The organism is Pseudophaeobacter sp. 1A16562 (assembly GCF_041008785.1).
GTDB lineage: Bacteria > Pseudomonadota > Alphaproteobacteria > Rhodobacterales > Rhodobacteraceae > Phycobacter > Phycobacter gallaeciensis_A.
Window position 1 is genome coordinate 1 of record NZ_JAXGFT010000001.1, and the last position, 12,818, is coordinate 12,818.

At 62.4% G+C, this 12,818-nt stretch carries 9 protein-coding genes; 2 read left to right on the forward strand and 7 right to left on the reverse strand.

From position 1 onward, the window contains the following. Positions 1 to 708 precede the first annotated feature (708 nt). The 4 genes from SM764_RS00005 to SM764_RS00020 form a co-directional block, all read right to left on the reverse strand. Positions 709 to 2,691 (reverse strand): oxidoreductase, encoded by a 1,983-nt coding sequence (locus tag SM764_RS00005; protein WP_369000695.1) that lies wholly within the window; start codon positions 2,689 to 2,691, stop codon positions 709 to 711. A gap of 3 nt (positions 2,692 to 2,694) precedes the next feature. Further along, a complete protein-coding gene (locus SM764_RS00010) occupies positions 2,695 to 3,420 on the reverse strand; it encodes an NAD(P)-binding domain-containing protein (protein ID WP_369000697.1) in 726 nt (241 codons plus the stop codon). Between the two features lies 1 nt (position 3,421). Then, the gene (locus SM764_RS00015; RefSeq protein ID WP_369000698.1) at positions 3,422 to 5,467 is read right to left on the reverse strand and encodes an oxidoreductase; all 2,046 of its coding nucleotides are present in this window, start codon (positions 5,465 to 5,467) and stop codon (positions 3,422 to 3,424) included. Positions 5,468 to 5,557: 90 nt separating this feature from the next. Beyond that, positions 5,558 to 7,120, reverse strand: coding sequence for a trimethylamine methyltransferase family protein (locus SM764_RS00020; RefSeq protein ID WP_368947121.1), 1,563 nt, complete (start codon positions 7,118 to 7,120; stop codon positions 5,558 to 5,560). A gap of 103 nt (positions 7,121 to 7,223) precedes the next feature. Here SM764_RS00020 and SM764_RS00025 point away from each other — a divergent pair, with 103 nt between their 5' ends. Then, the gene (locus SM764_RS00025) at positions 7,224 to 7,862 is read left to right on the forward strand and encodes a TetR/AcrR family transcriptional regulator (protein ID WP_274869708.1); all 639 of its coding nucleotides are present in this window, start codon (positions 7,224 to 7,226) and stop codon (positions 7,860 to 7,862) included. Positions 7,863 to 7,877: 15 nt separating this feature from the next. Here SM764_RS00025 and SM764_RS00030 read toward each other — a convergent pair whose 3' ends face one another. Next, a complete protein-coding gene (locus SM764_RS00030; RefSeq protein ID WP_369000699.1) occupies positions 7,878 to 8,654 on the reverse strand; it encodes a cyclase family protein in 777 nt (258 codons plus the stop codon). A gap of 38 nt (positions 8,655 to 8,692) precedes the next feature. After that, the gene (locus SM764_RS00035; RefSeq protein ID WP_369000701.1) at positions 8,693 to 9,571 is read right to left on the reverse strand and encodes a LysR family transcriptional regulator; all 879 of its coding nucleotides are present in this window, start codon (positions 9,569 to 9,571) and stop codon (positions 8,693 to 8,695) included. Between the two features lie 122 nt (positions 9,572 to 9,693). On the opposite strand from SM764_RS00035, the gene SM764_RS00040 reads away from it, so the two are divergent. Beyond that, entirely contained in the window at positions 9,694 to 9,975 is a 282-nt protein-coding gene (locus SM764_RS00040) for a DUF1330 domain-containing protein (RefSeq protein WP_065272788.1), read from the forward strand. 67 nt (positions 9,976 to 10,042) lie between these two features. Here SM764_RS00040 and fdhF read toward each other — a convergent pair whose 3' ends face one another. Continuing rightward, positions 10,043 to 12,817, reverse strand: coding sequence for a formate dehydrogenase subunit alpha (fdhF, locus tag SM764_RS00045; RefSeq protein ID WP_274867110.1), 2,775 nt, complete (start codon positions 12,815 to 12,817; stop codon positions 10,043 to 10,045). Between the last annotated feature and the right edge of the window lies 1 nt (position 12,818).

The following is a 12,818-nucleotide window of genomic DNA, read 5'->3' on the forward strand; positions in this document are numbered from 1 at the left end:
AGCCAGGATCAAACTCTCAAGTTGAAATGCGATTGCTCGCATATCCTTGACGTTCGAACCTCTGCACATCTTCATCAGGAGGCTAATCCTGATGAAAGTCTCTGTTTGTGTGCTTGGTTTCCAAAGAAACCGAAGCCGTACAAACAGTGAAGCTGACACTGGATCATCGGAACCTAAGCTCCTACCAGCGCGATATACAGACGTTGATCCATCGAAATGAACCAAACCGCCCACATATCTCTTCAGTTATCTATCAATGTCAAAGAGCAACACCCAGCGGCCAAAACAAACAGATGCGCCAATCTCTCAGCGCGCCCGCCTGCCTCATCCTCAAAGATGCCCCAGTCTCTCCTGAGCGTCTCAACCGTCTTTCCGATCCGTCAGCTGCGTCTCCGCCGCGCCCCGTAGCGCCTCAGCGCCGCCGGTGAAGGGGGTTCTAGTCCCAACTCCAAATACCCGCAACCCCAAAATCAACAAAAACCGAAAAAACGGGAAATTTCTCGCAATACTCAACAAAATCAAATTCTTAGCCCAAACTTAAATCTGGCCCCGATGTGCGATTGAGCGGTACATTCTCCTATTTGCTGGTCCTCCCCCCCCACACTCGGCGAGGGACGCTTAGTCCTCCACAGGGTTATCCACAGAGCACCGTTGAATCACACCTGAATCGGGTTGGAAACGGATGGGAATCGCCCGGACGAGAGCCGGTCAGAGGGCCAAACCGACTCGACGACCATCGAAAATTGCCTGCGCTGCCATCCGGGGCGCATCGGCATCACCGACGAGTTGCGGCGTAACACCCAGCCCGATCAACTCGTCCCGCAGAGACATATCCGCATGGTTCGGGACCGCCATTACCAAATCGTCGGCCGGAATGGCCCTTTGCGAGCCGGTCAGCAGGCAGGTCACCGTCGCGCCCTGCCCGTCCCAGCCTGCGATGGCGGCCTCGGTCACGAAGGTGACACCCAACTCCGCCAGTGCGCGGCGGAGGTGGAGATCCGTGGCCGAACGCTGCAGCTCCTTGCCCACCATCGGGTCCGGCGTCACCAGCGTCACCCGGTGCCCGTCTTCGGCCAGCCGCCAGGCGGTGCCGCAGCCGCGCCAGTTGCCGCCTTCATCCAGGACGATCACCTCCTGGCCCAGACGGGCACGGCGGGCCATCACATCCTCGGCGGACCAGACGTGGCCGTGTTCGATCCCCGGCAGGTGGGCCAGATGCGGTAGGGCCTTTTGGAACCCGGTCTCCGTCGGCTGGCTGCCGGTAGCCAGGACCACCCTATCGGCGCCCTCGCCCTTTATGTCCTCCGCATCCATATAGGTGTTGAACCGGACATCAACGCCCAGACGAGTGAGCTGGCGATCGTACCAGCTGATCAGATCGGTAATCTGCCCCCGGCGTGGCTGCAGACCAGCCAGATGGAATTGCCCCCCTAGATGCGCAGCCGCCTCGGCCAGGGTCACGTGGTGGCCACGCTCGGCCGCAACCCGGGCAGCCTCCAGCCCGGCGGGGCCACCGCCGACCACCAGCACCTTTTTCGGATCGGTCGTCGGGTTGAAGCGATCACCGCCCCAGTCATGCTCTCGCCCGGCGGATGGATTGACCAGGCAGGAAATCCAGTAATCCCGGCTGCGCCTCCCCCAACACTGCTGGTTACAGGACAGGCAGCCCCGGATATCCTCTGCCCTGCCCGTCTCTGCCTTGGCGACAAGATGCGGATCGGCGATCTGGCCGCGCACCAGGGACACCAGATCTGCCTCTCCCGCGCCCAAAAGAGTATTGGCGTTCTCCGGCGTGCGGATATGACTTTCGGATGTCACAAGGGCCTGCTGCACAGCGCCCTTCAGCGTTCCGGCTAGATCCGAGGTCAGCTTCTCCCCGTGCTGAAAGCTGGGCAGCAACCGGGCGAAATCGAAATAGGAACCGGAGCCGACGGTCACATAGTCCATGGCACCTTCGCTGTCGTGCAGGGCGACGATCTCGGCCATGCTTTCACGGCTGAGAGCAATATCGACCCCCGGTTCGTCATTGACCGACAGGCCGATGATAAAGTCCTCGCCGCAGGCGCCGCGGATGCGGTGCAGGATCGTGCGCGAGAGGCGCGTTCGGTTTTCCAGACTGCCACCCCAGCGATCATCGCGCTGGTTGGAAAAGGGCGTCCAGAACTGATCGAGCAGACAATGATAGGCAGCCCAGACCTCGACCCCGTCGAACCCTGCTTTTTGGCAGCGGATCGCGGCCTGAACGAACCCTTCGATGGTTTCCTCGATTTCGGCCTCGCTCATCATGTGGCTGGCGTCGCTGTCGTGGTAACTTGGCCCGCCCGAGGGCGACCAGGCGGCGTGCCAGGAATTGTCCTGATCTCCGTGCGCGCCGACGTGATAAAGCTGCTGGATCATCACCGCGCCTTCGGCCTTGCTGGCCTCGGTCAGGCGACGGAAGTGGGGGATCACTTCATCGCTGGAATGGAGGAAATTCCCGCGCGTCAGCACCGCAGAGGCATGCACCGGCATCGGCTCGACCACGATCATCGCCGCGCCGCCCAGCGCCCGTTCGCGGTAATAGGCCGTATGCGCCTCCCCCGGCAGGCCGCCATGGGCCATGTTGGTGGTATGGGCGCCAAAGACGATGCGGTTGCGCAGCGTCTTGTGGCGCAGGGTCACCGGGCGAAAGATATGCGGAAAAGTGCTCAATGCTCAGCCCTCCAGGTCGTTCAGTCCTGACATCAGATCGCCGGTGATCCCGGCGGCCTCCATATGCTGGCGCAGGCGCTGGTTATAGCCGCCGGGTGTGTTCAGCGCTTCGATCAGATCGGCGCAACCGGTATCGGCCAGGCTGGTGGCGACCAGCATCCGCAGGAAGGCCTCTCCCTGCGCCGGATCTGTAACGCGCTCCCCCAGCCAATCCGCAGCATCGCCGACCATGCGCGCCACCGGTGACAGCACCGCCTGCGCACAAAGATAAGCGTCCAGTTCCGCACTGTCTTTGAGGGCAAAGACGGTATTGCGGGCGCCAAAGATTTCATTGACCAGAGCGGTATCGCCCTGCGCCATGATGGCGGATCCCCCCTGCGCGATACCGGGAAAGGGCATCATCACCGCCGAGGCCGACGCCGGGGCGATCATCTGCCCCACCTGCCCGAGATCGGCGCCCGCCATGAAGGAGATCACCCGCTGATCCGCGCGAAAGGTGAGCGGCGCGAGGATATCCGGCGCGACCCCGGCCATGAGCCCGAGAAAGATCACATCGCTTTGGTCCAGAACCTGCTGGTTCGGCGCGATGGTCACGTTTTCAAACGCATCGGCCAGCGCAGCAGAGACAGCCGTGCTGCGTTCTGATACCGTGATCTGGTGGCCATCGCCCGCGATGCCGCGCACCACCGCGCCCGCGATGGTGCCGGTGCCGATGACGCCGATCCGCACCTCAGATGTCCTTCATCAGGCGCAGGGCATCATAGATCGCCGCATGGGTGTTACGGGCCGAAACCGCATCGCCGATCCGGAACAGCTGGAAGGTGCCATCTGCATTGCGCGTCACCTCCTGTGGCGCACCTGCGATCAGCGCCTCGTGATCCAGCTCGCCGCCATTGCGGCTGAGCGGTTTCAGATCGAAGTAGAGATCATCCAGCGGCAGGGTGCCATAGTTCACCACCACCTGATCGTAGTCGGCGGTATAGCTGTGATCGCTGTAATCGGTGCCGACGGTCGCGGTCAGCATATTGCCGTTCTTCGCCACATCGAGCAGACGACGCGTCACGGTAAAGCGCACATCCTTGTCCTGAAGGCTACGCATGTAAGGCACCAGGTTCATCGCCATGATATCCGGTGCGAACACACGATCCGGGGTCATCACCTCGACCGTGCTGCCTGCGGCAGCCGCAGCCTCGGCCGCCATCAGGCCGGGGTGATCGCCGCTTTCGTCATAGATCAGCACGTTCTGCGCAGGCTTCACATCGCCCGAAATCAGATCCCAAGCCGAAATCACGTTGGCAGCTACTTCCTTTTCCTCAAACAGGTGGCCGTTGGGCAGGCCGCCAGTGGCCACGATCACCACATCAGGGTTGAGGGCGGTGACATCCGCCGCCTCGGCCCAGGTGTTGAAATGGAAGGTCACATCGCGCGCCGCGCATTGCGCCATGCGCCAGTCGATGATGCCGATCATCTCGCGGCGGCGTGGGCTTTGCGCGGTCAGCAGCACCTGCCCGCCGGGATCGGCGGCAGCCTCGAACACAGTCACGTCGTGGCCGCGCTCGGCGGCAACACGCGCTGCCTCCAGTCCAGCAGGGCCGGCGCCGATGATGACAACCTTCTTCTTCTCGTCTGCCGCCGGAATGTCATGCGGCATGGTCAGCTCGCGCCCCGTTGCAGCGTTGTGAATGCACAGGGCATCCCCCGCCTGATAGATCCGGTCCAGACAATAGGTGGCCCCGACGCAGGGACGGATATCATCCTCGCGCCCCTCCATAATCTTTTTCACCACATGGGGGTCGGCCATATGGGCGCGGGTCATCCCCACCATATCCAATAGCCCCGAGGCCACCGCATGGCGCGCCGTCGCCACATCGGGAATGCGCGCGGCATGGAAGGTGGGCATGCCGGTGGCCTGTTTCACCGATCCTGCAAAGTCCAGATGCGGCGCGGCGGTCATGCCCTGCACCGGGATCACATCGGTCATCGCCGGGTCGGTATGGATGCGCCCCCGGATCACGTTGAGGAAATCCACCATGCCGGTGGCAGAGAGGCGTTTGGAGATCTCAAGCCCCTCTTCGGGAGAGATGCCGCCGGTCTGGTCCTCATCCGCCGTGTAACGCAGGCCGACGATGAAATCATCGCCGACCCGGTCGCGCACCGCCTGAAGCACATCGAGCGGCAGTTTCATCCGACTTTCAAGGGTGGCACCGCCATAAGACCCATCCAGATCATTGGTCAGCGGCGACCAGAACTGATCCAGAAGGTGACCGTAGACCTGCAATTCGATACCATCCATGCCGCCTGCCTTCATCCGCTCGGCGGCATCGGCGAAATCGGTGATGATCCGTTCGATATCCCAATCCTCGGCCAGTTTCGGAAAGGCCCGGTGCGCCGGTTCGCGGTGGCGGGTGGAGCTGACCGAAGGCAGCCAGTCGCCCTTGTTCCAGTTGGTGCGGCGCCCCAGATGGGTCAGCTGGATCATTACCGCCGCACCGTGTTCGTGCACCCGGTCGGTCAGCGCCTGGATCCAGGGCACCACCTCGTCCTTATAGGCCAGCACGTTGTTGAACACCGGTGGGCTGTCCTTGGACACCGCCGCCGACCCCGCCGTCATGGTCAGCGCCACCCCCGCCTTGGCGCGTTCGGCGTGATAGGCGGCATAGCGTTCCTTTGGCATGCCGTCCTCGGGGTAGGCCGGTTCATGGCTGGTGGTCATGATCCGGTTGCGCAGGGTCAGGTGTTTCAGTTGGTAGGGCTGCAAAAGCGGATCATTGGACATCTTGGCGCTCTCCTTGCGGGCATCTGTTGCGGGGTGGTCGGGTCAATGGTGAAACGGAAACGGGTTCAGGAAAAGGCCTCAGTACAGGACTTAATACCAAGCATCGGGCACCTCGGCTTTCTTCTGGGTGATAAAGGCCTGAAGCGCCTCATCCGTACCTTTGTCCATGGCCGGCGCCTCATAGGCGGCCAGCTGTGCCTTCCAGCGGGCGTTGGCGCGGGAGGCCGCATCGACGCTGCCCTTTTCATCCCAGGTTTCCCAAGGCTGGTGATCGTCCACCGCGCTATCCCAATAGGCGGTCTGGTAATGGCGCAGGGTGTGCTGGGTGGAAAACAGGTGCTGCCCTGGGCCGCCTTCGGCCAGCGCGTCGAACCCGAGCGTGTCTTCGTTGACCTCGAACCCTTTCAGATAGGCATGCAGCGCACCGCAAAGGTCCGTATCGAGAATGAATTTTTCGTAGGACATCGACAAAAGCCCGTCGAGGAAACCTGCCGAATGCAGGATGTAATTGGCCCCGCATTGCACCGCAGACATCATCGACATCATCGCCTGCTGCATCGCCTGCGCATCCGGCAGTTTCGAGGTTGAGAAATTCCCGGCGCAGCGCAGCGGCAGCTTCAGGCGACGCGCCAGCTGCCCCATGGCCAGCGAGGCCAGCGCCGGTTCCGGTGTGCCAAAGGTGGGCGAGCCCGACCGCAGCGACATGGAACTGATGAAGGAGCCCAGAATGGTCGGGGCACCGGGACGCACCAGCTGGGTGATGGCGCAGGACACCATGGTTTCGGCCAGGCATTGCGCCAGCGCCCCGGCCATAGTCAGCGGCGCCACTGCCCCGCCCAGCAGGAAGGGCAGATGGATCGACCCCTGCCCCGCCGCCGCATAGGCACGGATCCCCTGCGAGGTGACGCCATCGATCACCAGCGGTGAGGTGGTGTTGAAATTGCCCATGATGACGCAGTTCTGATCGACGAACTCCGCACCAAACAGGATGCGGCACATCTCGATGCTGTCCTCGGCACGCTCGGGCGCGGTGATCGAACCCAGGAAGGCCCGGTCGCTATAGCGCATATGGGCATAGACCATATCCAGATGCCGCTTGTTGACGGCAATATCTGTCGGCTCGCAGATGGTACCGCCGGAATGGTGCAGGAAGGGACTCATCTGCGCCAGTTTCACGAAATTGCGGAAATCGGCGATGGTGCCGTAGCGGCGGCCATTGTCCAGATCCATCACGAAGGGAGAGCCGTAAGAGGGCGCCAGCACCATGGCATCGCCGCCGATCTCAACCGAGTTGGCAGGATTGCGGGCGTGCTGGGTAAATCGCGCGGGCGCGGTTTTCAGAATCTCCCGGATCATGCCGGGGGCAAATTTCAGATTCCAGCTGCTGGCGGTCAGATCGGTCACCGCGGCGCCCGCTGCGCGGAACAGGGCAACGGTTTCGGGATCGTCGCGGAACTCCAGTCCGATTTCGGACATGATACGCTCGGCGGTGGCCTCGATCTGCGCAAGACTCTCCTCGGACAGGATGTCATAGGTGGGGATCCTGCGGCTGATATAGGGCACGCGCAGGTGTTCGTTCTGCCCCGGCTCTGCCGTGCGCCCAGCGCTGCGGCGCGCCCGCCGACCCCGCGATTTGACTGCCACCTCTGCCATCTGTGCGACCTCCTCTTATCGAATTGACATCATCAGTTGACATAAGTGTCAATTCAATAATCACATACGTCAACTTCGATTGCGTCACGAGGATGTCGCTGTTATGCAAAATACCATGAACGCTTCTCAGACCCTTGCAGAACTCTCCCAGCAGACCAGCAGCGCGGATGCCTGGCTGATGGCCGCCTATGAAGAGCTGACCGCCCATGGCGTCGGCGCGGTGAAGATCATGCCGCTGGCGAAAAAACTGGGGGTCTCGCGCACCAGTTTCTACTGGTATTTCAAGGATCGCGAGGCGCTTCTGGAGGCAATGATCCGCCACTGGGAGGACAAGAACACCGGCAATCTGGTGGCTCGCACCGAAGCCTATGCGGAGAATCTGTTCGAGGCGGTGTTCAACCTCTTTGATTGCTGGCTAGACCCGGATCTGTTCGATTCCCGGCTGGATCTGGCGATCCGCAACTGGGCGCGCAGCGACCCGTCGCTACAGGCCCGACTGGATCTGGCCGATGCTCGCCGCAAGAGGGCGATGACCGATATGCTGATCCGGTACGGGTATGATCCCGAGGACGCCGAGATCCGCGCCCTCACCATGATCTACACCCAGATCGGTTATATCTCGATGCAGGTGCACGAGGATGCGGCCCAGCGTCTGGCGCGGATGCCAGGCTATATGGAGGTTTTCACCGGCCAGAAGCCCGCGCAAAAGGACATCGACCGGTTCATGGCGCGCCATCGCTGAACAGCGCGCCGTGCCTTAGTCGTTGAAGATCGCCACCGCTCGGATGAACCCGGCAGAGGCATCCTTGATCTTGAACGGAAAGCAGGAAATCTCGAACCCCGTGGGCGGCAGCTGATCAAGGTTGGTCAGCTTCTCCATATGGCAATAGCCCACCTCCATCGAGGCGCGGTGCCCTTCCCAGATGATCGCCGGGTCGCCCGATTTTGCGTATTCCTGCGCCGTCAGCGGAAAGGGCGCATCCCAGCTCCAGGCATCCGTGCCGGTGACACGCACACCCCGCTCGGTCAGGTACAGCGTCGCCTCCCGCCCGATGCCGCAGCCCCGCACCAGGTAATCGGGATGCCCATAGCGCTCCCCGGCCGAGGTATTGACCACCACGATATCAAGCGGCTGCAATTCGTGGCCGATCCGGTCCAGCTCGGCCTCCACATCCGCGGCTGTAACCACATAGCCATCGTCGAAATGGCGGAAATCCAGTTTTACCCCCGGCGCCATGCACCATTCCAGCGGCACCTCGTCGATGGTGATCGCCCGCTCCCCGCCATTCATGGTGGAATGATGGTGATAGGGCGCATCCAGATGGGTGCCGTTGTGGGTGGCGATCTGCAGCCGTTCGATCGCCCAGCCCTCACCGCCGGGAAGATCCTCCCGTTTCAGCCCCGGGAAAAAGCTCATCACCTGTTCAGCGGTCTGATCGTGAGAAAGGTATTCGATCTGCGGCAGCATGATCTCTGGGTCGGACTGGATACCTGTTTCTAGAGCAACGGAAAGATCGACAAATCGGCGCGGCATGGGAAATCCTTTTTGAAATCTGCCGCGATGCTAGCGCCTCAGGGCAGGCATGAGAACAGGGTTCTGTTGTCGCGAAACCAAGGTTCCAGAATGCCCTTGAGCGCCGTGACCTTGGCCGATCCCTGCAGGTCCCGGTGGCTCAGCAACCAGATCGGCGCGTAGGGTTGTACCGGCAGATGCGGCAGCGGCACCAACTGCGGATAGGCGCGCCCAAGGAAGACGGGCATGCGCAGGGCACCCATCCCCGCCAGCGCCGCCGCGATCATGCTGGGCATATCATCAAGCCGTGCCCGCACCCGTATATCGGGATGGATCTTGCTGGCGGCGGCGGGCGGCGCATCGTGCCCCGCATAAAGCACCCATTCCAGCGGTGCCTGCGGATCGCGCGCCGCCGCTTCGGCGATCTCGGGCAGCGCGAAAAACCCGCTCTGCTGTTCGGCCAGCTTGCGCCCCACCAGCGTCTCCTGCGGGTGGCGACTGATCCTGAGCGCCAGATCAGCCTCACGCCGGGCGAGATCCAGAACGCCATTGGCCGCCCTGACGGTCAGCTCCAACTGTGGGTGCGCGGCCGTGAACTCTGCCAAAAGCGGCGCCAGAAAGGTCTGGATCAGCAAGGGCGGCGCGGTGAGGCTCAAAGGGCCGCTCAGATCCTGCGCCCGGCCCGACAGGCGCCGCATCGCCGCCTGCTCCTCGGCCTCCATTCGGGCGGCGGCCGCAGCGATCTCATGCGCCTCTTCGGTCGGGTGATAGCCCTCGGGGCGGCGTTCGAACAACGGACGACCCAGCGCCTCCTCGGCGCGGCGGATGCGGCGCGCCACGGTGGTATAGGTCAGCCCCAGCTGCGCGCCCGCAGTGGCCAGATTGCCGCCGCGCACCAGCGCAAGAACGGTCTGCATATCATCCCATGTGATCTTCATGCGTGCGTTTTTGCATGTCTGATGTCGAAATTCACGCGTTTTTCTACACCACACTGCCGGGCATTCAGCACGGGTTGAAACACGGGTCGCAAACCCGACCACTCCACAGAAGGAAACGCATCATGGTTTATGCCTATGTCAATCTGCCCATCACCAACCCGGACAGCTTTGCCGCCTATCGCGAAAAAGCAGGCGCCGCGCTTGCAAAACACGGGGTGCGGGTCGTGACCTCCTCCCCGCAGCAGCGGGTGATTGAAGGCTCCCGTGACGAAACCGGGGTCGGCGTGATTCTGGAATTCGACAGCACCGAGGCTGCGCTCGGCTGGATCAACGATGAAGAGTTGAAAGAAGTGCACGGCCTGCGTCAGGCCGCGGGCAACGGGGCCATCACCCTCTTGGGCTGACCCATACAAATAAAACCGGGCGCAATGTGGATGACATTGCGCCCGGGCACAGCTTCATCTGGCTGGATTACTCGGCCGCGATCTGTTCTTCCGCCTTTTCGACCCGAACCGCCGAGAATTTGAACTCGGGGATCATGCCGTAGGGGTCCAGCGCCGAGTTGGTCAGCACGTTGGCTGCCGCCTCGACATAGGCGAAGGGCACAAAGACCATATCTTCGGACACGGCCCGGTCGGCGCGCGCCATGATCTTGATCGAACCGCGCCGGGTGGAGAGACGCACCATGCCGCCGGGCTCAACACCCAGTTTGCGTAGGGTCTTCGGGTGCAGCGAGCAGTTCGCTTCCGGCTCTACCGCATCCAGCACCAGCGACCGGCGGGTCATCGCTCCGGTGTGCCAATGCTCGAGCTGGCGGCCGGTGGTCATGATCATCGGATACTCATCATCCGGCGCCTCATCCGGGGCGATCACTGCCGCCGGCGTGAACATCGCCTTGCCACCTTCGCGCGGGAAGCCATCGCCGAACACCACCGACTGGCCCGGATCCTCGGGCGACAGCGATGGATAGGCCACGGTCTCGCGCTCCAGCCGCTCCCAGGTGATGTTGTTGAGCGACTTCATGTTGAGCTTCATCTCGGCAAAGACCTCGGACACATCGGTATAGGTCCAGGGCAGACCGATCCGCTGCGCCAGATCGACGGTGATCGACCAATCCTCGCGCGCCTCACCCGGAGGGGTGACAGCCGGGCGGACCCGCTGCACCTGCCGGTTGGTGTTCGAGACGGTGCCGTTTTTCTCGTAAAGAGCCGAAGCGGGCAGGATGATATCGGCAAAGTTCGCCGTCTCGGTCAGGAAGATATCCTGTACGATCATCAGTTCCAGCTTAGCAAAGGCCTCCCGCGCGTGATCCGCGTCGGGGTCGGACATCGCCGGGTTCTCACCCTGGATGTACATGCCCTTGATATTGCCCGCATAGACCTGATCGACGATCTCGGTCACCGTCAGGCCCTTCTCGTTCGAGAAGTCGCCGCCACCCCAGACATCGGTAAAGGAGCTGCGCACTTCGTCGCTGGTCACTGTCTGGTAATCCGGCAGGAACATCGGGATCAGGCCGGCATCGGATGCACCTTGCACATTGTTCTGACCGCGCAGCGGGTGCAGGCCCGTGCCCGGACGCCCGACGTTCCCGGTCATCAGCGCCAGACTGATCAGACAGCGCGAGTTGTCGGTGCCGTGGATATGCTGGCTGACGCCCATGCCCCAGAAGATCAGCGCAGATTGCGCGCCAGCGAACATCCGGGCCACGCGGCGCAGCTGCTCCGGCGGGATGCCGCAGATCTCGCTCATCTTTTCAGGGGTGAACTGGCGCAGATGCTCTTTCTCGGCGGCCCAGTTGTCGGTCCAGCGGTGGATATACTGGCTGTCGTAGAGTTCTTCCTCGACGATCACATTCATGATCGCGTTCAGCATCGACACATCCGCGCCGGGGCGGAACTGCAGCATCTCGGTGGCGTAGCGGCGCATGCCGACACCGCGCGGATCCATCACGATCAGCTTGCCACCGCGTTTGGTGAACTGCTTGAAATACGTCGCCGCCACCGGATGGTTCTCGATCGGGTTGGCACCGATGATGATCGCCACATCGGCGTTTTCGATCTCGTTGAAGCTGGCGGTCACCGCACCGGAGCCGACGTTCTCGATCAGCGCCGCAACCGAGGAGGCGTGGCACAGACGGGTGCAGTGGTCGACGTTGTTATGCTTGAAACCCTGGCGAATGAACTTCTGGAAGAGATAGGCTTCTTCGTTGGTGCATTTTGCCGAGCCAAAGCCCGCAACGTTGCGCGGATCCTCGTTGCGCAGCTTGATCAGCCCCTTGGCCGCGAGATCCAGCGCCTCTTCCCAAGTCGCTTCGCGGAAATGGGTGGAGAGGTTGCCCGGATCGACGTTCAGCCCCTTGGCCGGCGCGTCGTCGCGACGGATCAGCGGCTTGGTCAGGCGGTGCGGGTGGTGGATATAGTCGTAACCGAAGCGGCCCTTGACGCAGAGACGGCCTTCGTTCGCCGGGCCATTGATGCCCTCGACGTATTTGACCTTGCCGTCCTTCACCTTGAGGCTGACCTTGCAGCCGACGCCGCAGAAGGGGCAGACGCTCTCGGTTTCGGAATCGTAATCCTTGCTGTCGCCAACCTGCGCCTCGTCCACCACAGAGGCGGGCATCAGCGCGCCGGTCGGGCAGGCCTGAACGCATTCGCCGCAGGCCACGCAAGAGGACGCGCCCATCGGGTCGGCGATGTCAAAGGTCGGATAGGCATCGTGACCACGCCCGGCCATGCCGATCACGTCGTTCACCTGTACTTCGCGGCAGGCGCGCACACAGAGGCCGCAGGAGATGCAGGCGTCAAGGTTCACGCTCATCGCGACATGGCTATCGTCGAGCAGCGGAATGCGACCCTCTTCCAGCTTGGGGAAACGCGACTCCGAAACCCCGTTCAGCTCGGCCATGTCCCACAGGTGCGAGGACTTATCATGCGCCTCTTCCTGTTTGGGCTGGTCGGCCACCAGCAGTTCCATCACCATCTTGCGGGCATTTGTGGCGCGCGCATTGTTGGTGGTGACAACCATGCCCTCGGCGGGTTCGCGGATACAGGAAGCTGCGAGCGTGCGCTCTCCTTCGATCTCCACCATGCAGGCGCGGCAGTTGCCGTCGGGGCGGTAGCCGGGCTGCGGCTTGTGGCACAGGTGCGGGATTTTCAGGCCGCGACCGTTCGCGACTTCCCAGATGGTCATGCCCGCATCCGCGGTGACCTGTTCGCCGTCGAGGGTAAAGGTGATTTGCTTCGACATG

Excerpts from the sequence above, each read along its gene's own strand:
- SM764_RS00015 (WP_369000698.1), bottom strand. The coding sequence starts at position 5,467 with ATGTCCAATGATCCGCTTTTGCAGCCCTACCAACTGAAACACCTGACC.
- SM764_RS00020 (WP_368947121.1), bottom strand. The coding sequence starts at position 7,120 with ATGGCAGAGGTGGCAGTCAAATCGCGGGGTCGGCGGGCGCGCCGCAGC.
- SM764_RS00025 (WP_274869708.1), top strand. The coding sequence starts at position 7,224 with ATGCAAAATACCATGAACGCTTCTCAGACCCTTGCAGAACTCTCCCAG.
- SM764_RS00030 (WP_369000699.1), bottom strand. The coding sequence starts at position 8,654 with ATGCCGCGCCGATTTGTCGATCTTTCCGTTGCTCTAGAAACAGGTATC.
- SM764_RS00035 (WP_369000701.1), bottom strand. The coding sequence starts at position 9,571 with ATGAAGATCACATGGGATGATATGCAGACCGTTCTTGCGCTGGTGCGC.
- SM764_RS00040 (WP_065272788.1), top strand. The coding sequence starts at position 9,694 with ATGGTTTATGCCTATGTCAATCTGCCCATCACCAACCCGGACAGCTTT.
- fdhF (WP_274867110.1), bottom strand. The coding sequence starts at position 12,817 with ATGTCGAAGCAAATCACCTTTACCCTCGACGGCGAACAGGTCACCGCG.